Genomic DNA, 22,610 nt, shown 5'->3' with positions numbered 1-22,610 from the left:
GCGCTTTTGACGGTGTTCTTCTATTTCAGTGGAATTTTGAGCAAATACTATGAGCAAATCATAAGGACCTTACATTGGCTTTCATTGCACAAAACATTTGCTGAATCAAGATAAAATGCGCTCGGTTTTTTGTGATTTTTTTGCTTTTTTGAAGGATTTTTTTCGTTTACAGAAAAATGACTGTTTACAATACGACTTTTATTAGCTACTATCAAGTGTGAGTATTACATAAAAGGAGACGACAATAATGTCAACACAACGAATAGAAAAAGATTTTTTAGGTGAGCGCGTATTACCAGCAGAGGCGTATTACGGAATTCAAACACTACGTGCTACGGAAAACTTCCCGATTACAGGCTACACAATTCACTCTTCACTTATTAAAGCAATGGGGATTGTGAAGAAGGCAGCTGCATTAAGTAATATGGAAGTACACCTATTATCAAAAGAAATTGGTGAGGCAATTGTCGAAGCAGCACAAGAAGTGATTGATGGCAAATGGGATGCTGAATTTATCGTAGACCCAATTCAAGGTGGAGCAGGTACTTCCATTAATATGAATGCCAATGAAGTCATCGCTAACCGTGCCCTAGAAATTTTAGGGAAAGAAAAAGGTGACTATCACACAGTAAGCCCAAACAGTCATGTCAATATGTCACAATCAACAAATGATGCTTTCCCAACAGCTATTCATATCGCTGTGTTAAATTTAATAGATGAATTATTAGTAACGATGGATTATATGCAATCCGTTTTCCATCAAAAAGCTGAGCAATTTGCTCATGTCATTAAAATGGGTCGTACGCATTTACAGGATGCCGTGCCAATCCGCTTAGGACAAGAGTTTGAAGCTTATTGCCGCGTGATCAATCGTGACATCGTACGCATTCGTCAAACACGTCCAAATTTATATGATGTGAACATGGGTGCAACGGCTGTCGGAACAGGCTTAAATGCCTTCCCAGACTACATTAAATCTGTTGATGAGCATCTTGCTGAAATTTCTGGTTTACCTTTAAAGGGTGCAACGCATTTAGTGGATGCCACACAAAATACAGATGCCTATACAGAAGTATCAGGCGCTTTAAAAATCTGTATGATTAATATGTCTAAAATTGCTAATGACCTGCGTTTAATGGCTTCTGGTCCTCGCGCAGGCTTAGGAGAAATCCTGTTACCAGCTCGTCAACCAGGTTCTTCAATTATGCCAGGTAAGGTCAACCCAGTTATGCCTGAGGTGCTGAACCAAGTAGCCTTCCAAGTAATTGGGAATGACCATACGATTTCTCTTGCATCGGAAGCTGGCCAATTAGAATTAAACGTAATGGAGCCTGTATTAGTGTTCAACCTAATCCAATCCATTAGCATTATGAATAATGTTTTCCGTGCGTTTACAGAAAACTGCTTAAAAGATATTGAGGCAAATGAAGAGCGCATGAAAGAATATGTAGAAAAAAGCGTAGGGGTGCTAACAGCAGTAAACCCTCACATCGGTTATGAAGTAGCTGCTCGTCTAGCACGTGAAGCCATTCTAACAGGTCGTTCAATTCGTGAGCTTTGTATTGAAGAAGGCGTCCTAACAAAAGAACAATTAGACTTAATTTTAGATCCATATGAAATGACACACCCAGGTATTGCGGGTTCAAGTATCATGAAATTAAAATAAAACGAGCAATGATGGACTGTAGACATGCCCTAAAAAGCTGTCTATAGTCTTTTTTTTGTAGACCTTTCCTCATATAAAAATAGAGCGTATCCTTATGTGTTTTAGGATTATTCAACTATAATAATGGTATGGAATACATATTTTAGTTGGGGGAATTTGGAATGAGTTTACGAAAAAAGAGTTTACTTGGCTTTTCCGCTTTAAATGTTTTAATGATCGTTATTTTATTGATCGATTTAGCCAATGTAACGACATTAGATTGGTTTTCTACCGTGTTAACAATTGTAGGAATCGCTATTACACTATCTTACACAGTGTATGTCCACTACAAAGTGATACAGCCTATTAAACAAATTACAGAGGCTGCACAAGCAATTACGGCAGGCCAATTAGATACCGTTGTCATTGAGGTTCGTGACAATAGTGAAATTTCTCAACTAGCAAAATCCTTTTTAGAGATGCAGGAACAGTTACGAACAATGACACAAAAAATAGCGCACAGCTCTACAGATTTATCAGCAAGCATCGAGGAATTATCTGCGAGTACGAATGAAATTACGCTTGCTGTGGAAGAAGTAGATCAACAAATCGATAAGACTTCTGAGGGCTTGAAGCAAGCAGCACAATCGGCTAATGATAGTGCTAAATCGATGCAAGAAACCGTTGATGGAATTGAGCGAATTACAGTAGCCACACAAGATGTGTTTGTGCATGCGAAAGATGCTAGCGAGATAGCAGGAAATGGTGCAAATATTTTACATGTGGCAAAAGAACAAATGCAATTTATTTCCTCTTCAACAGAAAAAACAAGTGGATTGATGCAGCAATTATCCCTTAAAATGTCAGATATTAAATCAATGACAGATATGATTACGGCCATTACAGATCAAACAAATCTACTAGCATTAAATGCGGCCATAGAAGCAGCACGCGCTGGAGAGCATGGTAAAGGCTTCGCCGTTGTAGCTGAGGAAGTGCGTCAATTAGCAGAACAATCCAAGCACTCTGCTACGCAAATTGTGGATTTAGTTGTAGGAATAGAAAGTGATACAAAACAAGTAGCCTCATCAGTAGAAGATGATTTGAAAAATGTTCAACAAGGAGTTTATGTCATTGACGAAGCGACAAAATCATTTGGCACGATTTCACAGCATGTTAGTCAGATGACAAGTCAGCTTGAGGATATTTCGACGACAGCTGAGCAGCTTTCAAGTAGCGCCAATGAAGTAGCATCCACTGTGACAACCATCGCAGCTGGCATGGGCAAGCTATCGAATTATACAGAAGCTGTGTTACATTCAATGGACGAGCAAACAGCCTCAATGCAAGCAGTTAATCATGTCACACAGGATTTAAGTGTCCAAGCGGATAACTTACAAAAGTTAACTAACCAGTTTCAGGTTTAGGCAATGAAAAGTATTTTTCTAGGTTTTTTAAGCCCAAAATAAGCATCTTCATCAATACTACGAAAAGCCACAAAGTAGAAATGATTGACCATAAAAACACTTTCCTAGAATACATGGAAAGTGTTTTTATGGTCGAACCAGCGCAATTAGTTTCCCAGTGAACTCCTCAGATAGTGTGTAGATCGTATGCGTATCCTCGACATGCATCAAACTACTGTTTTGACCTTTATCACCTAACCAAAGATGCTAGCCATATTTTTTTCCTGCCTTGTCCACTATTTGTACATCATGTTCTGTGAAGCCATATTGACGGTACCCTCGTTTTTGACAGCTGTTGCAATGGCTTGTTGGAATAGTGTAAGTAATTCTTCATCCTGATATTTTTTACTAAAATCACGGTTTATCTTGCCAAATTCAGCACGATTAGAAATGCTGACCTAAATCATCATCTGGTTTTTCATTACATCCTAGTAAAACAACGGCTAGTAGAGACACTAAAGCAACTATCATTATTCGCAACCACTCACCCCCTCAATAGGCAAAATAATACCACCATTTCCTGTCGTAGCTCTCACTTCTTTGTAATACATTAAATAAACGAGAGCGAAAGGGGACAGATAGTGGGCTTATTTGATGGATTGATCGGCAATGCAAGTGAGGTGAATTTAGAAAAACTACAGGAGGAGGTCCATGATTTATTAATTCCAAATGAGACAGTCAAGAACGCCTATAAAATTATTAGAGACACGTTTATTTTTACCAATAAACGATTGATCCTCATCGATAAGCAAGGAGTGACTGGCAAGAAAACGGAGTATCATTCTATTCCCTATAAAAATATCGTGCATTTTTCAGTAGAAACAGCTGGAACATTTGATTTAGATGCAGAGCTCAAAATATGGGTGTCTGGCAGTTCATTACCGATTCAAAAAAACTTCAATAAGGCGACAAATATTTATAAGGTGCAAAGCGTCTTAGCACAGTATGTGTTGGGGACGTAATGAAGGTGCTAATAGTACATGTGCACAACCAAAAGCCCGCAAATATGCGAGGCTTTTTTGTCGTGCCAGAAGAGGACGGCGTAAGGGATTTTAAGTCGGCTTCATGATTACGGTAGGCTCGAAAATACTGATAAGCGTAAATAAGAACGCCTTGCCGAAGTCTTATTCAAAGACAATCATTTCTCCGACTTCTTTAAACCCGAAGCGTTTGTATATATTCTTTCCATCCTCTGATGCCTGTAAGACTACGGGCTTTCGCTTATCAATTGTTTGACTGAGTAGGAATTGAAACATCTCACTGCCATACCCCTTGCCCCTATACGCATCTTTTGTCATCACATCATAAATCCCATAGCTATGTTTACTGTCTATTAATAATCCCGTAGCGATAGGTATTTCCTTTAAACAGCCAATAAACATTCGAGCATTTGATGCTAACTTTTCCTGTGAGAATTTATGAAAATAAGTTTCTAATGCATCTCTTTCTGCTGTTTCTCCAAATAAACTTAGAAAAACTTCCTTATATTGTAGAAGCTCTTCCTTGTTGCTTACTTCTGTGATGGTAAGATGATTAGAAATTCGTGGACCTGTGCGAAGTGTATGGTCAAGCTTCATCATCATATTTCGTTCAGCTTCCTGTAAATTGCAGTCTTTTATCAGCTGTAGCCAATCATCGCTTAGATAGTTGGCATCCACCCACGTGCTGAAAGGAAGTTTATTAACAATGAAATGATTAATCCTTTGTTTAAGATGATTTTCCTTATGAATCATAGGCGATTTCACTACTAGCAAATTAAATGTATCAGTTGGAATGTTCGTGTTGGCTATGACAAAATGAGCTTCCTCTATAATTTGTCCAGAAACAGCTTGAGTAAATAGTTTCATTTTTTCCTCTAAATTACTCGTCACTAAATGTTGACTTGCTTTCATATCTTTCATCCTTTCACTATTAGTAGTGCGCACTATCTTTTATTATAGAGTCATTGAAAGATTAAAAATACGGAGTTCACCGTTTTTATATCCTCCCATAATTTTCAGAAAACAATCAGGCACGAAAAGCAAGGATGATTAGTAGTTTGGAAAATATTATGATATTTGACTTTAGAAAAATACTACTTTACAATTGATTTTAGTAATCTAATAGGAATGTGGCGTACACTAAATTCCTATGACAACTGAATAGCGTGTAGTAATAGGTGTAAATTGCGTGCAATTTGCTTAAAAGGGAAGTCGGTGTGAATCCGACACTGTCCCGCAACTGTAAATGTGAGCGACTTTTCAGTATCCACTGTCTTTGGACGGGAAGGAGAAAAGAAGCGATGATCATGAGTCAGGATACCTGCCTGTTACGAGTACACACCATAAACCTACGAGGAATAGGAGGTGGCATGTTGACAAAACAGAATACTCTGTTCGTCACAGTACGTCAAACGCCCATAGTAAATGAAAGGGTTCACAATCGAACTCGTTCACACATACTTAGGGTTTGTTTGCCATTGTGTGATGAAAGAAGATAAAATGAAGGATTTCCTCTAAAGTAGGGAGTCCTTTTTGTTTTGAAAATATGTACGCAAAGGGGATGCACGTATGACAAATTTTCATGTAACGACAACGTTGGAAACGCCTTTTGAAGATCTGAACATTTGTAAGCAACCACGCACAGAAGTTGCCAAGAAAGCGAAAACAAGAATGGTGGTCGAATCTCTAATCGATCAATTATTAGCAACGAAGCTGATTCGCAATGATCGCTTCTTTGAGCAAATCTTATATAATAAAGAAATTATTTGGATACAAAATGGGGATGTGGACGGTCATCTTTTAGCGAAAGCAGCCATAGCAGATGAACTGAAAACAAAGACGAATAGCTTTATGATGTACATGCCGACCAATCCGATTGTCTATGAGGTCAATGGAGAAGCGTATCACTTAATTACACGCATTGATTCTACACGCGCAAAGCCCAACCTTGACCGTCTCTCATTGGAGCCAAAGCCTGTTTTAAGTGCCGCTCGTGTCAATGACTTATTATGCTCGATTGTTATACGCTTTTACGAAACGTATTTACACGATTTAGCACCTCACCATGACAAACTCATCGCATTTGTACAGCAGGAATATGCACAATTTATTGAAGCAGTGCAAGCGTTAAATGATTATCATTTCAACTGGCATCCACGTGGCAACGGTCACGAGCTTTTACTGCAATTAATTGATCATCTACAACTATTAAAAAGTCAGCCAGGTAAGGTACTGATTGATTTTACGAACAAGCATGACTACGTGATAGTTGAACCCGCTTATTTGATAGACAAACCAACAAAGAAGGCTGTCGGTGCACTATAAAACCAAGCCCTCCATTTTTGGAGGGCTTGGTTTGATCTTGCGCTAGGAATATCCGCGAAAGCAGGAAAAATACCCTCGCTAGTGCGACGAATACCCGCGAAAGCAAGCAATGCCTTCACGCGAACAAAATCACCCCATCCTACAGGCAATGCATGGCTGCCTGTGCTTCTTGCCATGGAACCGAATATCCTTTGCCCTTTGCACAAAAGATACTAGAGGAACTATACTCAGGGTCTGCATTTTTATCGTAGCCAATCTGTGCAATCACATCCTCTGTATTATGGCACACATCATAGCCATCAAATTGGAGAGTGAGTGCACCTTTCCCATTTGTATAGGCGGCAAAGGTTGTACTGTAGCTCATTAAAGTGGCAACAGGCGCACGACCTGTTAGGATAACATCCGTTTCGGATAAAATCGGGTCATCGAATGTGCCTGCTGCTTGCTGAATATCATTCATCATACGGCCGATAAAGTCGTTTGAAGCCTTCATTTTAAAGCGATAATAGGGTTCAAGTAGGACATTTTGTGCCTGCTCCAGCCCCTGACGCAGTGCACGGAAACTGGCTTCGCGGAAATCTCCCCCCGATGTATGTTCATTATGCCCGCGACCTGTTAGAAGTGTAAAATGAATATCTGTTACAGGGAAGCCTGTCAGTAGCCCATGATGGTCACGCTCAAACAGATGCTTTTCAACAAGGCGCTGATTGCCTAAAGATAAATGATCTGCATGACAGGCATTGCTGAAGGTATTACCTGTTCCACGTGGATTTGGCTCCATTAATAAATGAACTTCGGCATAATGCTTGAGGGGCTCGAAATGACCATAGCCTGTTACGGGGGTCGCAATGGTTTCCATATATAAAATTTGCGGCTCACCAAAGGAGACAGCTATTGAAAAACGCGTCATGAATACCTCTGTCAGGACCTCTAATTGAATGACACCCATAATATGCACATGGATTTCCTGAAATTTTTCCTGCCAGACCACACGCAAGGACGGCTCTTCTGCTTCGAGTAAACGGAAAAATTGGAGCACTTCCTTGATATGCTGATCGCCCTCATATTGAACCTTTGCCTGTAAGGTTGGGACAAGCTCATAGGGCTGGGATAGCATCGTTGTACCGATTCGATCCCCAATGTTTGCCTGGCTCAGCCCTTTGACAGCGAAAATTTCTCCCGCCTCTACCTGTTGAACGGTCTCATAGCGACTGCCGTTATAAAGGCGAATTTCAGTTACTTTTTCTGTTACTTCGCTAAATGAAAATTCATCCCGCACATGCAATGAACCCTTGACCGCCTTCATAAAGGTTAAACGCTGGTGACCATCATGACGAATTTTAAAAACCTCTCCCTCAAACGGGGCAACCTTGTCAAAATCGGTACTCGTTAACAGCGGGAGCTGGTCAAGAAATTCCTGAATGCCCTCATCCTTTAAGGCAGAGCCAGCAAAGCAAGGGAAGGCACATTCATTTTTAATCATTCCCTGTAACTGAGCAAGACACTGTTCATGCTCCAATGACTCATTCAGAAAGGCATCAAGCAATTCTTCGTCGCGCTCCGCTAGCCATTCCATGATGCTATTTGACACATAGTCTGCTCGCAGTGGCTCATCGATGAACAATACATGCTGTGAGCAATCTTTGCGAAGCTGGCTGATGACAGCCTCCACATTGGCACCTTCACGATCTATTTTGTTGATAAAGAAGAAGGTAGGGACATGGTATTGACGTAAAAGTTGCCATACTGTTTCTGTATGGCCTTGTATCCCTTCGACAGCGCTAATGATCATAATGGCATAATCCATCACACGAATGGCACGCTCCATCTCAGGGGAGAAATCGACATGCCCTGGCGTATCAATCAATGTGTATGTATCATTGCCAATGCTCATACGCCCCTGCTCGGCAAATATCGTAATGCCTCGTCTGCGCTCCAGCTCGTGATTATCAAGAAAGGTATCCTGATGATCAACTCGACCACGGGCTTGGATACTATTTGTATGAAAAAGTACTTGCTCAGAAAAGGTCGTTTTCCCTGCATCCACGTGCGCAAGTACACCAATTGTTTTGTACATAAGAAATCCTCGTTTCTATAGAATGCTATCTTTTTATTGTAACAGAATACTAGCTTCTATATTTCTTGTAAAATAGTTCGTCTTTATGTCGAAATAGTGCTAATATAATGATGATTATACTTTTAGTGTCATACTACTGATTGCGCGATAAATATTCTTCTGCTAGTCTATCAATAGTATTGACCATTATAGAACGTATTGGTGCAAATGGCATTTGTCATTTGCTTAAAAGGGAAATCGGTGCAATTCCGATGCTGTCCCGCAACTGTAAATGGGGAGTCTATACAGCATGCCACTGTAGTGAAACTATGGGAAGGCGTATAGATGATGAACCTAAGCCAGGATACCTGCCAGTATGTATTTTTTGACTAAGAACCACGAGGATGGGGATAGTGATACAGGTAATATACCGTTATTTCACTATGCTACTCTCTTGGCGACAAGAGGGTTTTTTTTATGCCCTTCCAAACACCTGGGTAGTAAAGAAATCTCTGATTTCTTTCTATATTTTAACAACAAAGGAGAAAAGGACATGAAGAAATGGAAAAGTATATGGCTAATGATGATCATTGCCTTGGTCGCTGTTTTAGGGGCTTGTAATGCAAAAGACAAAACGGAATCAGCAGCACAAGGTGAAAAGGTTGAGCCATCTGAGGCGGCAGCCGAAGTAACCATTGAAAACAATGACACAAGTCAAACATATACGGAAGCACCAACAAAAGCGATTAGCTTAAATCAGCATGTGACAGAAATTATGCTAGCACTTGGCTTAGAGGATTCTATGGTAGGGACAGCTTACTTAGATGATAAAATCTATGAGCCACTGCAAGAGGCATACGACAAAGTCCCTGTGCTTTCCGATCAATACCCAACGAAGGAGCAAGTCATTGATGCCGAGGCAGATTTCCTATATGCAGGCTGGAAAAGTGGCTTTGGCGAAAAGGGTGTAGGCACACCAGAAGAGCTTGAAGAATTAGGCATCCATACGTATTTACATACGGCTTCCAACATGACAAAGCCAACATTAGAGGATATTTTCACTGATATTCGCCATATCGCGAAGATTTTCCGTATTGAGGATCGTGGCGAAGCTTTAATTGAGCAAATGACGAAAGATGTAGAGGCAGTACAAGCTAAATTACCAAAAGATAGCGAAAAATTACGTGTTCTTGTGTTTGATAGCGGTGAAAAGGATGTATTTACAGCTGGTCAAAACTTTATGAATGAGCTGGTGACAATCGCGGGTGGTCAAAATATCTTTGGTGATGTGGAATCAGGATGGACAACTGTGTCGAAGGAAGATGCAGTAGACCGCAACCCAGAGGTAGTTGTCGTGATTGATTACGGTGAAACAACGGCAGACCAAAAGATCCAATTCTTAAAAAATGATCCAGCATTGAAGGAGATGGAAGCGGTCAAAAATGAGCGCTTTGTCATCCTGCCACTTTCAGCAGCGTCTGAAGGGGTTCGTGCAGCAGAGGCCATTGAAATTTTAGCCAAGGGCTTCTATCCTGAAAACTTTTAATCCATTCGAGCTAGCGTTTTGCTAGCTCCTTTTTTATAAGGAGCGATAAAAATGAATGCATTTCAAAAAAATGTACCTGATCAAACATTTGAGACACTGAACCATCATGGTGAGTTTACCCGTCTAGCCGTTAGCCCTGGCATTATTAATAAGCATTATACGTCTGCACAACTTCAAAAAATAGCCGAAATTGCTGGCGAAAAGGGGGCGATAAAATATTCTGCTTCCTATAGTATACTCGTATCCATACCAACGTGCGATGCCACAGAAGCGGTGCAAGCCTTACAGGAAGCAGGTCTCTATGTTGCTCCCTCTGGTCCAATCATGGCCATGAAGGCCTGCGATTTTTGTGATGGGGAGAAAATGGAGGCTGCGCCGATAACCGAACAGCTCTATCATGCCATAGCGGGGATGAAGGTACCTGCAAGAGTGCGTGTCAATATTAATGGCTGTGCATCAGCTTGCTACAATGCTGTCTATGATGATATTGGACTCGTTTACCAACAAGAAAGCTTTGATGTCTATTTAGGGGCAGTACCGATGGGAGCAAAGGCACAGGCTGGTACGTTATTCGCTAAGAGGGTAGACGTCACACAAATTGAAGATTTTTTACTGCACCTGATCAACCTATATAAGGAGCATGCTCGCCCAAATGAGCCCTTTTACAAATTTTATCGCAGAACAAAGTCCGCAGAATATTGGGAACTAGTAAAAAATTCAATTAAATAGCAGGAATATTACTTAGGGTGTCGAAGTATTGTAGTAAGGCACAGAAAATTACAATACAAAGGAGCAAGAACATGACATCGAAACAAGGGATTCAACCAGAAGATCTTTATCGCTTAAAATCAGTAGCAGATCCACAGCTTTCACCAGATGGGACAGAGGTAGTTTATGTAGAGACTCGTATGGACGAGAAGAAAAATGACTATATATCGAATTTGTTTTACATAAACTTGAAGGACAAAACACCACAGCAATGGACATTTGGTGAAGATAGAACGAGTTCCCCTGTTTGGTCACCAGATGGCAGTCAAATTGCATTTTTGTCAACGAGAACAGGTAAGTCACAAATTTATGTTCTTTCGAAAGCAGGTGGAGAGGCAAAACAGGTGACACATTGTAAAAATGGAGCGACATCCCCTGTCTGGTCACCATGTGGCAAGAAAATTGCTTTTTCAGTCGTGCTAGGGAAAGATGAAACCATCCTAGATAAAGCGGAGGATGAGAAGAAAAAGGATAAAGAACTAAAGCCACTAGAAATCGAGAAAATGAAACACAAATCGGATGCTGGTGGATTTATTGATATGGAGCAGTTTACCCATATTGCCATTGTCAATGTGGAATCAGGAGAGCTAGAACAAGTGACAGAAGGCAAAGAGTACTTCCATCTGGGTACTTGGTCGCCAGATGGCAAATACCTTACGTATTTAGCAGATAAAGCGGAGGATTTAGATTTCTCATTCAATGTGGATATCTATTTATTGGAGTTTGAAACGAAACAGAGTCACAAGCTAACAGAAGGTTCGGGAGCATATTACCAAACGGCTTGGTCTCCGAATAGTCGCTATCTTTCTTTTGTAGGAGGAGAACGTGAATTTGAAAATGCCACACAAGCGAAGCTTTGGATTTATGACATGGAGCAAAAACTACTAAACTGTGTAACAAGTGAATTTGATGCGCCTGTCGGTGATTTTGTCATCGGTGATTTCCTGCAAGGTGTAGCGTCACCACGTGTGCAATGGATGAATGATAATCATAGCTTCTACTTCCAAGTCACAGATCACGGCAATGCGGCGATCTATTACGGAAATGTAGATGGCGAAATTTACCCAGCTATCCATGATGATCAATATGTTTATGGCTTCTCACTTGATGCGCAAAACGATCAGGCTATTGTGGCTATTAGCACAACGACCAATCCAGGCGATCTGTTTTATGTGAACCTAAAAACGGGTGACACAGAACAGTTGACGTCCATTAATGAAGAATTTTTAAAGACCAAAACATTAGCTGTTCCAGAGAGTATAGAATTTGAAGGTGCAGAAGGCTGGAAGGTCAATGGCTGGATTATGAAGCCAGTTGGCTATGAAGCAGGGAAGAAGTATCCTCTCATTCTTGAAATCCACGGTGGTCCACATGCAATGTATGGCAATACCTACTTTAATGAATTCCAAATCCTTGCTGCACAAGGTTTTGCAGTGCTTTACACTAATCCGCGTGGTAGTCATGGCTATGGCCAAAAATTTGTTGATGCAGTACGTGGCGATTATGGTGGTAATGATTATGCGGACTTAATGGCAGCGGTAGACTACGCTCTGGAGCACTATGATTTTATTGATCAGGATCGTCTAGGAGTAACTGGTGGAAGCTACGGTGGTTTTATGACTAACTGGATTGTGGGCCATACAAATCGCTTTAAAGCAGCTGTGACGCAGCGCTCCATTTCGAACTGGATTAGCTTTGCTGGTGTCAGTGATATCGGCTATTACTTTACAGACTGGCAAATTCAAGCAGGACTCGATGATATAGAGAAGCTATGGCATCATTCGCCGCTGAAGTATGTAGACAAAGTGGAGACACCATTATTGATTTTACATGGTGAAAAAGACTATCGTTGTCCAATTGAGCAGGCAGAGCAATTGTTTATCGCCTTAAAGTATCGTAAAAAACAAACAAAATTCGTGCGTTTCCCTGAGGCGAATCATGAACTGTCAAGAAGTGGAAAGCCCACATTGCGAATTAATCGACTTGAATATATTCGTGATTGGTTTGTAAAATATCTATAATAGGGTGGCCTAAGAAGAGAATATCTTCTTAGGCTACTTTTAATAGAAAAGCCCTGTATGATTGTTTATAACGATTCAATCTTTTGAAAAATCTCATGGTAAAGGATTTGTTCACCTTTATTATAAAGGTACCAAACATCTTCTCTACTTGCTTTATAATTATATAAATAAATTGTTGTATAAGAACCGTTATTTAATGATACAGAAAAAAGAATCACAGCATGATGTGATTCTCGATTGGTTAGTCGATTTTCTGGATGAACACGACCTTCAGATAATTAAATTCAGGGTATTCACGTGGTACACGGAAATCTTTTGGTAAACCATATTCCTCAACGATTTTATAGCGTGTATGAGTCTCTTTAAAGGCTTGGTCGATAAAGCCTTTGAACTTTTTCATGCCGAAGCTGGCATTATTTGTGGAAGCCACAATGATGCCGTTTTTAGCGGTAATGGCAATCGTGTCCTTTAGTAATTTAGGGTAGTCCTTTGCCGTTGAAAAGGTCATTTGCTTCGTACGTGCAAAGCTAGGTGGGTCTAATACGACAAGGTCAAACTGTAAAGCATGACGCTGTGCGTATTTAAAATAATGGAAGACATCCATGACTTTTATATCCTGAGCCTCATAATCAATATGATTGACACTAAATTGCTCTATCGTTTTGGCTAGACTACGCTTTGCCACATCTACACTCGTTGTCTTGATGGCTCCTCCTAGAGCGGCTGCCACAGAAAATGCTCCTGTATAGGAAAATGTATTCAGCATATCTGTATTGTTGGCATAACGCTCACGAATAGCCATTCGTACCTCACGCTGATCGAGAAAAATCCCTGTCATCGCGCCATCGTTTAAATGCACAGCATAGGTCATACCATTTTCCTTCACCATGATAGGAAATTCTCCTGGCGTGCCCATCACAAAATCATCCTGCTCGATATACTGTCCTTTGGTATCAAAGCGTTTTTTCTCATAAATAGCTTGGTAGTCCACTGTCTCAGCAAGCGCCTCATACACCACTTCTTTAAATGAGTAAATGCCCTCACTATACCAGCTTACCATATAGTAGCTGTTAAAAAAATCAATCGTGAGACCGCCAATGCCATCTCCTTCACCATTAAACACACGAAAGGCTGTTGTGTTTTCATTGCTAAAAAATGCAGCACGATTGTCGATGGCTTTTTTGAATTTTTTTATAAAAAAAGCTTTATCGATTGTTTCATTCGGATCGGTCGTTAGCACCCAGCCAATCCCTTTGTTTTGGACGCCATAGTAACCTGTTCCAATAAAACGGTTATGGTGATCCATGAGCTTGAGGAGTGTTCCTTGCTCAGCAGGTAAACGTCGTGCATCAACCGCATCTTTTGAAATAAGTGGGAAGCCTTTTTTTAATTGATCAGAAAAGGGCTGTTGTATTTGTAGAGCTATTGTTTGTGTCATAGTGTCATCCTTTAAAAAACGTTTTGCTCTATTATCGCACTGTTTGCACGGGATAGCCAAACTTATTTCAGGAATTGCGCAATTTTTGTCACGGTTTCAATCGTTGCGTCTTCAAAATAATTCATTTTACTGAAATAACTATGGATTAAACCTGACATTGTAATATGTTCCACTACCACACCAGCAGCCTTTAACTTCTGTGCATAGCTTAGACCCTCATCAAAGAGTACATCTGCCTCTGCAGCTATAATAAACGTTTTCGGCATGTTACGGACTTCCTCTAGCTGAAGAGGGGACACAAGTGGATTTGTAAAGTTTGCTTCCTCTGTATAGTGATGAGAGAACCACTGCATGGCTTGTGTATCTAAGCCGTAATCTTCACCATATGCCAGATAAGATACTGTTGAAAAATCGACATTTGTAACAGGATAGATGAGTGTTTGAGCGTGTAACGATGGTCCCTCTAGTGCAGTAGCTAAGTATGCAACCACAGTAGCCAAATTTCCGCCAGCACTGTCCCCAGCAACTGATAATCGACTTGCATCGCCACCTAAGGCTTCCATATGATCGTGCACCCACACTAAGCTATCGTAGGCATCATGTAAGGGTATTGGGAAAGGATATTCAGGTGCTAAGCGGTAATCCACTGATACCACAATCGCCTGTGCCTGGTCTGCTAATAGCTGGCAGCCTGCATCAACAGATTCTAGATTGCCATAGACCCAGCCTCCACCATGATAATAAACAATAACAGGTAATGTTTTACCGAGTACAGGCGTATAAAGCCGAACTGTAATTTGTTCGCCATCTCGCACTGTAATTTTGTGATCCTCAATGGATGCTAGCTTCGGTTTGTGTGCAGATTGCCATTGTGTAACCGTCCGCATGGCTCTCGCTTCCTGCGGTGAAACTTTGTAATAAGGTGTACCAGTACGCTGAGCTTCTAGATATTGAACAGCTTCTTTTCTTAAAGTTATCATCTTCATCATTCCTTTATTGAGAGGTTTGTTATTCTTATTATAAACTATTCATATAATTTTACTAGGATTTAGGTGTAACAAATGTTTATTTATTTAAAAATAGGTGAAATAAGCGCATTATGTTTATAATAAAAGGGACGAAAGTATTTGGAGGGACAGTATGATTTCTTTAATTGTGGCACATGATGACAATCACGTCATCGGATATAACAATGGGATGCCTTGGCATTTACCTGGGGATCTGCAGTATTTTAAACAAAAAACAATGGGCAAGCCTATGATTATGGGACGTAAAACATTTCAATCAATCGGTCGACCACTTCCAGGGCGACGCAACATCGTCATTACACGTGATGAAAACTATCAGGCAGAAGGCATTGAAACTGTGACTAGCTTGGAAGAAGCTTTAGCGCTAGCTGGAGATGTACCTGAGGTGATGATTATTGGCGGCGAGCAAATTTTCCGTTTAGTGATGGAGATAGCTGATCGCTTGTATATCACAAAAATTAATCATGCCTTTCAGGGAGACACCTATTTCCCGAGCTATGAGCAAGATTTTGTTCAAGTCTCTTCAGAGGAGCCTGAAACAGCCCCAGAAGGCTATACATTCCAATATCAAATTTTCGAACGTAAATAAACGAAAAAGCAATCGCTCCCTTCACAATGAGCGATTGCTTTTATTATAGATAAAAATAAACACACGCGTACATGGAGGCACAGCCAGCTAGCACAAAGAGGTGCCAGATTGCATGATTAAAGGGCAGAGAGCGCCATGCATAAAAGATGGCTCCAATCGTATAAAATAGCCCGCCTGCTAACAGTAAAGCAAAGCCATGTAAACCTAAATACAGATAAACGGGCTTAATGGCAAATATAATTAACCAGCCCATGCCAATATAAAAAATTAAGGAAAGTACTTCAAAGCGATTAATAAAGAAACATTTAAACAACACACCAAGCACAGCCAACGACCAAATAATACATAGTAGCGTCAATCCAAGGGTACCACCAACGGCAATTAATAAAAACGGCGTATAGGTGCCGGCAATTAAAATATAAATGGACGAATGGTCCAAAATAGCGAAAAAGTGTTTATATTTTTCTGGCATACTGTGTAGTAATGTAGACATTAAAAACAGAATGATGACAGACGCACCGAAAATGCTGAAGGTTGTAATATGTAGGGCATTTCCTGTTTGTACGGCTGCTAACAGTAGAACAACCAGTGCCGGAATACTAGCAATGAAACCAATACCGTGTGTTATGGCATTCCACAGCTCTTCCCTCCATGATTTATAGTCAAATGAATCAACCATTTGAAACACTCCTTTCGTTCATACATTTACTATACCCCAATAATTTATAGATGAACATTTACATTTGTCATATAGTTCATATCAAAAATGTCATAAGCCTGTCATATTCTTTGAGGGGCATTGATAGACAGGAGGTAGGTGAAAACGCTATAGTATCCAAGGTAGCGTTTACATGCGAGCTAGGACAGAGCTTTGCCTAATGACAAATGTCATGTTTACATAATGATTCATTAGTCTATATAATAAATTTTAATGAAGTAAAAGGATGTGTCGAAGTGAGACGAATTCATATAGTAACGGACTCAACTTGTGATTTAACAAAAGAAGAAGTAGCACAACATGGCATACATATCGTGCCCTTAACGATTCAAATTGATGGTCAAACATATACAGATGGAGTGGACTTAGAGCCACAATCTTTTTTAGGCTTAATGAAAAATGCAAAAAATTTACCGAAAAGTTCACAACCAGCACCAGGTAAGTTTAAAGAATTATATGATGAGCTCGGTAAAGATGGCGATCAAATTATCTCCATCCATATGACTGGCGGTATGAGTGGAACGGTAGAATCAGCCCGTCAAGCAGCACAAATGACAGATGCTGATGTGACAGTCATTGACTCACGCTTTATCGCGATTGGTTTAGCTATCCAACTACGAGAGGCAATCCGTATGCGAGATGAAGGCGCCACTTTGGAGGATATCGTGGCACGTTTAGAAAAGGTACGAGACAATACACATTTATACGTTATTGTAGACACGCTCGAAAACTTAATCAAAGGCGGTCGAATTGGTAAAGGAAAAGGCTTTATCGGTTCTCTCCTAAACATCAAAGTCATTGCCAACCTTGAAGGTGGCGTATACAATCCTGTGTCAAAGGTACGTAGTCATAAACAAGTAGTCAATTTTTTATTTAAACAATTCCAAGCAGATACAGCTGGAAAAACAGTGAAGGCAGTCGGCATTTCCCATGCAGATGGCCTAGTAACGATGGGTAACCCATTAAAAGCGCTGATCGAAGAAACCGGCTTTAACGATGTTGAAATTGCCTTTACATCTCCAATCATCTCGACACACACAGGTCCAGGAGCAATTGGTTTTATTTATTTTGCAGAATAATAAGAAGGAGCTACTACATAAGTAAATGTAGTGGCTTTTTTTATGCGTGCTTCTCCTAGCAACTTTGACAAGAGGGATGAGCAGTTTTCGACTAACTATGAGCGTCCTCAATAAAAATGTGATCACTTTGCTAACAAAAAAGAGCGGCTCCAATCAAATTGTGAGCGTTTTCCACCAAAGAAGAGCAGCTTCAATCAAACAGTGATCATGGTGCCACCAAAAATAATCAGAAATCTTCCTAATTATTTATCATTATTGAGTGAGGAAATTTGGCAAGAGCACAAAATTATGGAGAACTAAGGGTAAGTCACTTTTCATTGCGACATGAACTATTCTATAATAGAAGTAATAGAAAGGGATGGAAGGTGGTCAAATGGACATTTGGCGATTTATGTTGTCATGTTTGACCGTCTTAGTACTAAGTGGTTGTGCAATATCAATCGATGAACCGAATCCGCAAGCAGAACCTGAAGGTGAGCAAGCAGGAACGGAGCAAGATATACCGCAGGATGAGCAACAAACAGAAGATGAGGAAAAAACATCTAAGAATATGTTGACGCAAATTTTTGAACATTTTTTTGAGCCATCAGCAGAGGATTTATCGCAAATTGATGAAGAACAAGCAAAGCAACTACATTACTTGGCACTGGGAGATTCGTTGACAGATGGTGTCGGTGATGAGTATAGTCAAGACGGTTATGTTGGAAGATTAGCAGATTCATTGCTCGCATGGCCTTCGATTTCGGATGTAGAGGTTGATAATCGGGGCAAACGTGGTAGACGCAGTGATCAGCTACTAAAATTAGTGAAAAAAGGGCATTATGATGAAGAGATGCAAGAAGCCCAGCTAATTTCCTTAACAATGGGTGGCAATGATGTCATGAAGGTCGTCAGGCAGGATTTATTTAACCTGAAACGTGATGCTTTTGATAAGGAATTATTGGCATACAAGGAACGTTACAGCAAAATCGTAGAAGGCATTCGTGCTAAAAATCCGACAGTGCCCTTATTACTCATTGGTTTTTACAATCCTTTTTCGATTGTAACCAATGAGGCGAATGAATTTGATACGATTATCACAGAATGGAATAATGTGATTGAGGAAGTAGCCAGCAAGGATTCCAATGCTTGTTACGTATCAGTAGAAGATTTGTTTGATTCAAATGAAGAGCTCGTCTATCATACAGACTTTTTTCACCCGAATGCAAAGGGGTATGAAAAAATGACAGAGCGTATACTAGCAGCAATGGAGCAGTGTGGTATGGAAAAAAAGATTAACAAGGCAATAGGCTTCGAGGAGTGACAAAATGAATAAATGGAAAGTCGCGTTTTTCGCCTTAGCGGGCACAGTGCTTTTTGCAATCCTCCTCGTCGTTTTTTTAGCAACTAGACCAGTGGATGATGTCCATGTTGCGAAGAGTTCAGCAGGTGAAAGTGAAAGCAAAGGGAATGTACTCGTGGTGCAAACCACAACAAAGGAATTAGAATCGATATCAAAAAAATACCTAAAGGATGCAGCGAAAGGCTCTCCTTTACCACTGGATTTCACAATTGGGGATGATATTCAATTACGTAGCACACTAACGGTATTTTATACGGAAATCCCTATTTCCATGAATTTTGACCCCATTGTGGATGACAAGGGAAATATTATTTTAAAACAGACAGGCATGAATGTAGGGTTATTAAACATTCCACCAGAAACGACAATGAAAATCATGCGCGATTCGGTGGAATTTCCCTCTTGGATTACCGTGAATCCGAATAAAGCAGAAATATATATTGATTTATCGCGTATTAACATTGCCTCTGGTTCACGTGTACGTGCTAAAGAGTTGGACTTACCAAAGGATAAAATCTTATTGGAAATTATTGTTCCTGGTGAATAAGGAGTGAAATGAATGGCAAAGCAATATGCAACATTTGCGGGAGGCTGTTTTTGGTGTATGGTCAAGCCTTTTGACGAAACACCTGGGATTGATTCCGTAATCTCAGGCTATACAGGTGGACATGTTGAAAATCCTACCTATGAACAGGTTTGCTCAGAAACAACAGGGCATGTGGAAGCTGTACAAATCAAATTTGATGATGAGTTATATAGCTACGAGCAGCTACTTGCGATTTATTGGACTTTAATTGACCCAACAGATGCAGGCGGGCAATTTTACGACCGTGGAGAATCCTACACAACGGCTATTTTTTATCATAACGAAGAACAGCGTGAGCTAGCTGAACGTTCAAAGTCGGATTTACAAGCGTCTGGCAAATTTGATAAACCAATTATGGTAAAAATCTTACCAGCCACTACGTTTTATCCGGCTGAGGATTATCATCAACAGTATTATAAGAAAAATCCAATGCACTATGAGCGCTATTCGATTGGATCAGGTCGTCGAGCGTTTCAGGAGCAACACTGGGGGAACAAACATGAATAAGGAACAACGTTTAAAAGAATTAACAGAGATGCAATACTATGTAACACAGGAAAATGGCACAGAGCCACCATTCCGTAATGAATTTGATGACCATTTTGCAGAAGGCATCTACGTAGACATTGTGTCTGGCAAGCCTTTATTCAGCTCACTCGATAAATACAATTCAGGCTGTGGCTGGCCAGCTTTCACAAAGCCGATTGAAAAAGAACAGGTAACCGAGCATTTCGATACATCTCACGGTATGCGTCGTGTGGAGGTACGCAGTAAAGAAGCGGATTCGCATCTAGGACATGTTTTCCCAGACGGCCCAAGTGAGCAAGGCGGCTTACGCTACTGCATTAACTCAGCAGCGCTTCGATTTATCGCAAAAGAAGATTTAGAAAAAGAAGGCTATGGCGAATACCTAGCACTATTTAAATAGTAAAAACCTAGCAAGGTAGCTCCTTGCTAGGTTTTTTTGTGGTCATGACACAGCAGTTTAGAAGGATAGAATGCTCAAAGTGAGGGATAGCCCCGCAAATTAGGGGGATAGCCCTCAAATAATTGGATAGAAATGTGAAAGTGAAGGATAAACCTGAAAAAGTAGCGGATAGAATGCTCAAAGTGAGGGATAGCCCCGCAAAGTCAAGGGAGAACCAATAAAAAATTGGTTCTCCCTCTCTTTCAGTTCGCTTAAACTTTAAACTCGCTCACGAGGTTGCGTAGGCTATCTGCTTGTTGGGCAAGCTCAGTGGCTGCGGCGTTGATTTCCTGCATGGATGCGGAGCCTTGTGTGGCTGCTGCCGCAGATGTCACGGTGTTGGCCGCGGATTGTTCTGCGTAGGCATTGACATGAATGAAGTCACTTGCCACCGCATTGCTATTTTCAAGCGTTGTTGCAATTTTATCCACCATGGCCGCGATGATGGACGTTGTTTCTTCGGTATGCGATAAAATATTGGCTAAGGATTGATTTGTTTCGTTTGTTACTTCAACGCCTCGGATGACCGTTGTCACACCCTCGTGATTTTGAGCAATGATGGATGTGACCTCATCTTGGATGGATGTGACAATCGATGTCACCTCTTTCGCTGCACTTTGGGATTGCTCTGCTAGTTTGCGAACTTCATCGGCTACGACAGCAAAGCCTCGTCCATGCTCGCCAGCCCTTGCCGCTTCAATCGCCGCATTTAAAGCGAGGAGATTCGTTTGCTCAGAAATGGCCGTGATCGTACCAATAATGGACGTAATATCCGCAGATTTACGACCCAACGCCTCCACAGTAGATGTTGTAGAAGCCATTGTTTCTTCAATGGATTGCATGACGAGTGATGATTGCTCCACAGAGCGGCTACCCTCATCGGCTGCTTGCTGCATGGCGATAGAGGCACGATGGACAGCACTCGCTTGCTCATTTAATTGATGCATTGAATGCTCTAAGTCGCTCATTTTTTGCTGCGCACTATTCATACTGGAAATTGTATTGTCACTATCACTCGCAATATCTGCTGTCGCATCCGCAATATCCTGAATGGTACGCGCATTTTCATCTGCTAAGGACATTAGCTCCTGACTGCTGCTTGATACATGATCCGCCAACTCACTTACGCGTCGAATTAAGTTAGAAATCGACTCAATTAACGTATTTGTCGAGGCTGCAATAATCGAAAATTCATCACGATTACGTACATTTACACGTCTTGTCAAATCGCCTCCTGCTTGCGCAATATCAAGGATAGAGTCATTAATCGCCTGTGTATTACGTTTTAATGATTTAAATAGCATAAAGCCAAAAATTACAATCGCTAAAAAGCCAACGATTGAAACGAGAAAGAATGTAGTGATAGAAATATTTACCTGCTGGTTAAGCTTGTCTAATTTTGTTTTATTGGAATCGTCCATGACAGTATTAATGGTCTCAATGTTTTGATCGATATGCGTTTTCATTGTTTCCCCAGTAGCACCCATCATCAGTTTACGAGCCTGCTCAAGACCGAGCTCATCACGCATTGTCATGACTTTATCTGAATAATCAAGGTAATTTTTATAATATTGCTCGATAGCTTGCATATGACCGAGTTCCACTTGTCGATCTTGAAATTGATCTTTCAAAGCGGCTAGCTTTTTATTAATGGTATCTATTTTTAAATGATAAGAAGTAGAATAAATGCCGTTACCCGTAATTAAATACGATTGCTCTAAATTGGTCAGTCTAGCAATCTCATAGGCAAGTTGATTCACCGTTAGTTGCTCCTGCACATTTTTCTTTGTGAAATCTTCCATTTGGTGCTGCAAGTTTTGTATATTGACATAGGACAATATACCCATAATACCGTTAATTACAATAAGAAGTGCAAACATAATAAGCACTTTACCCCGAATTAAATGGTAAAAACGTTGTCGTTTTTCTTTAATAGGAGGGGGATTTTTCCCAGTTTCCCCTTGTGTAGAAGCTTTCCTCTTCTTAAAAAAGCTAAAAGTAAAGAGAGACGGGCGTTTTTTCGCTGTACCATGGGTTTTTTTAGTCTTTTTCATCG

19 protein-coding genes and 2 riboswitches are annotated in these 22,610 nt (G+C 40.6%); of the genes, 13 read left to right on the top strand and 6 right to left on the bottom strand.

All coding sequences use genetic code 11. From position 1 onward, the window contains the following. The first annotated feature begins 247 nt into the window (after nucleotides 1-247). The 3 genes from aspA to RCJ95_RS16795 all read left to right on the top strand — a co-directional run bounded on the left by aspA (nucleotide 248) and on the right by RCJ95_RS16795 (nucleotide 4,073). Nucleotides 248-1,666 (top strand): aspartate ammonia-lyase, encoded by a 1,419-nt coding sequence (gene aspA, locus RCJ95_RS16805; protein WP_004230240.1) that lies wholly within the window; start codon nucleotides 248-250, stop codon nucleotides 1,664-1,666. 161 nt (nucleotides 1,667-1,827) lie between these two features. Then, complete coding sequence (locus RCJ95_RS16800; protein WP_320940209.1) at nucleotides 1,828-3,072, top strand: methyl-accepting chemotaxis protein; 1,245 nt, start codon at nucleotides 1,828-1,830, stop codon at nucleotides 3,070-3,072. 620 nt (nucleotides 3,073-3,692) lie between these two features. After that, nucleotides 3,693-4,073: a PH domain-containing protein gene (locus RCJ95_RS16795; protein ID WP_221682291.1), complete on the top strand. Its 381-nt coding sequence runs from the start codon at nucleotides 3,693-3,695 to the stop codon at nucleotides 4,071-4,073. A gap of 162 nt (nucleotides 4,074-4,235) precedes the next feature. Here the strand turns inward: RCJ95_RS16795 and RCJ95_RS16790 are convergent, their stop codons facing one another. Next, nucleotides 4,236-5,003: a GNAT family N-acetyltransferase gene (locus RCJ95_RS16790; RefSeq protein WP_446722514.1), complete on the bottom strand. Its 768-nt coding sequence runs from the start codon at nucleotides 5,001-5,003 to the stop codon at nucleotides 4,236-4,238. Between the two features lie 247 nt (nucleotides 5,004-5,250). After that, nucleotides 5,251-5,434: riboswitch (cobalamin riboswitch) on the top strand. Nucleotides 5,435-5,660: 226 nt separating this feature from the next. Between RCJ95_RS16790 and RCJ95_RS16785 the strand changes: the two genes are divergently transcribed. After that, a complete protein-coding gene (locus RCJ95_RS16785) occupies nucleotides 5,661-6,416 on the top strand; it encodes a hypothetical protein (protein ID WP_446722513.1) in 756 nt (251 codons plus the stop codon). A gap of 139 nt (nucleotides 6,417-6,555) precedes the next feature. Here the strand turns inward: RCJ95_RS16785 and RCJ95_RS16780 are convergent, their stop codons facing one another. After that, nucleotides 6,556-8,493: a GTP-binding protein gene (locus RCJ95_RS16780; protein WP_446722512.1), complete on the bottom strand. Its 1,938-nt coding sequence runs from the start codon at nucleotides 8,491-8,493 to the stop codon at nucleotides 6,556-6,558. Between the two features lie 182 nt (nucleotides 8,494-8,675). Beyond that, nucleotides 8,676-8,862, top strand: a riboswitch (cobalamin riboswitch). A 163-nt stretch (nucleotides 8,863-9,025) separates the two neighbouring features. Here RCJ95_RS16780 and RCJ95_RS16775 point away from each other — a divergent pair. The 3 genes from RCJ95_RS16775 to RCJ95_RS16765 all read left to right on the top strand — a co-directional run bounded on the left by RCJ95_RS16775 (nucleotide 9,026) and on the right by RCJ95_RS16765 (nucleotide 12,807). After that, entirely contained in the window at nucleotides 9,026-10,018 is a 993-nt protein-coding gene (locus tag RCJ95_RS16775) for an ABC transporter substrate-binding protein (protein WP_221682287.1), read from the top strand. Between the two features lie 51 nt (nucleotides 10,019-10,069). Further along, the gene (locus tag RCJ95_RS16770; RefSeq protein ID WP_446722511.1) at nucleotides 10,070-10,747 is read left to right on the top strand and encodes a precorrin-3B methylase; all 678 of its coding nucleotides are present in this window, start codon (nucleotides 10,070-10,072) and stop codon (nucleotides 10,745-10,747) included. Nucleotides 10,748-10,818: 71 nt separating this feature from the next. Next, nucleotides 10,819-12,807, top strand: coding sequence for a S9 family peptidase (locus tag RCJ95_RS16765; protein WP_312128876.1), 1,989 nt, complete (start codon nucleotides 10,819-10,821; stop codon nucleotides 12,805-12,807). A gap of 241 nt (nucleotides 12,808-13,048) precedes the next feature. Here the strand turns inward: RCJ95_RS16765 and RCJ95_RS16760 are convergent, their stop codons facing one another. Together RCJ95_RS16760 and RCJ95_RS16755 are read right to left on the bottom strand one after the other, a co-directional pair. Next, nucleotides 13,049-14,245, bottom strand: coding sequence for a class I SAM-dependent rRNA methyltransferase (locus RCJ95_RS16760; RefSeq protein WP_313150137.1), 1,197 nt, complete (start codon nucleotides 14,243-14,245; stop codon nucleotides 13,049-13,051). 62 nt (nucleotides 14,246-14,307) lie between these two features. After that, on the bottom strand, nucleotides 14,308-15,225 hold the full coding sequence (locus tag RCJ95_RS16755; protein WP_313150138.1) for an alpha/beta hydrolase: 918 nt from the start codon (nucleotides 15,223-15,225) through the stop codon (nucleotides 14,308-14,310). A 160-nt stretch (nucleotides 15,226-15,385) separates the two neighbouring features. Between RCJ95_RS16755 and RCJ95_RS16750 the strand changes: the two genes are divergently transcribed. Beyond that, nucleotides 15,386-15,862, top strand: a complete 477-nt coding sequence (locus tag RCJ95_RS16750) for a dihydrofolate reductase (RefSeq protein ID WP_221682282.1) — start codon at nucleotides 15,386-15,388, stop codon at nucleotides 15,860-15,862. A gap of 43 nt (nucleotides 15,863-15,905) precedes the next feature. On the opposite strand, the gene trhA is transcribed toward RCJ95_RS16750, so the two are convergent. After that, a complete protein-coding gene (gene trhA, locus RCJ95_RS16745; RefSeq protein WP_016993322.1) occupies nucleotides 15,906-16,541 on the bottom strand; it encodes a PAQR family membrane homeostasis protein TrhA in 636 nt (211 codons plus the stop codon). Nucleotides 16,542-16,816: 275 nt separating this feature from the next. On the opposite strand from trhA, the gene RCJ95_RS16740 reads away from it, so the two are divergent. The 5 genes from RCJ95_RS16740 to msrB all read left to right on the top strand — a co-directional run bounded on the left by RCJ95_RS16740 (nucleotide 16,817) and on the right by msrB (nucleotide 20,515). Continuing rightward, nucleotides 16,817-17,659 carry a DegV family protein gene (locus tag RCJ95_RS16740; protein WP_446722510.1) on the top strand — a complete coding sequence of 281 codons (843 nt, stop codon included), beginning with the start codon at nucleotides 16,817-16,819 and terminating at the stop codon, nucleotides 17,657-17,659. A gap of 373 nt (nucleotides 17,660-18,032) precedes the next feature. Continuing rightward, a complete protein-coding gene (locus RCJ95_RS16735; RefSeq protein WP_255601626.1) occupies nucleotides 18,033-18,962 on the top strand; it encodes a GDSL-type esterase/lipase family protein in 930 nt (309 codons plus the stop codon). 4 nt (nucleotides 18,963-18,966) lie between these two features. Next, nucleotides 18,967-19,548, top strand: a complete 582-nt coding sequence (locus RCJ95_RS16730) for a YpmS family protein (RefSeq protein ID WP_004230217.1) — start codon at nucleotides 18,967-18,969, stop codon at nucleotides 19,546-19,548. Nucleotides 19,549-19,560: 12 nt separating this feature from the next. Beyond that, a complete protein-coding gene (msrA, locus tag RCJ95_RS16725; protein WP_274773169.1) occupies nucleotides 19,561-20,094 on the top strand; it encodes a peptide-methionine (S)-S-oxide reductase MsrA in 534 nt (177 codons plus the stop codon). Further along, nucleotides 20,087-20,515: a peptide-methionine (R)-S-oxide reductase MsrB gene (gene msrB, locus RCJ95_RS16720; protein ID WP_048395692.1), complete on the top strand. Its 429-nt coding sequence runs from the start codon at nucleotides 20,087-20,089 to the stop codon at nucleotides 20,513-20,515. Before msrA ends, msrB begins: the two co-directional genes overlap by 8 nt. A gap of 251 nt (nucleotides 20,516-20,766) precedes the next feature. Here msrB and RCJ95_RS16715 read toward each other — a convergent pair whose 3' ends face one another. Further along, on the bottom strand, nucleotides 20,767-22,608 hold the full coding sequence (locus RCJ95_RS16715) for a methyl-accepting chemotaxis protein (protein WP_103118074.1): 1,842 nt from the start codon (nucleotides 22,606-22,608) through the stop codon (nucleotides 20,767-20,769). Nucleotides 22,609-22,610 lie beyond the last annotated feature (2 nt).

This window comes from Lysinibacillus sp. BSL11 (assembly GCF_052928325.1).
The sequence above is the reverse complement of the archived record's forward strand: the minus strand, read 5'-3'. Positions and strand labels throughout refer to the sequence as shown.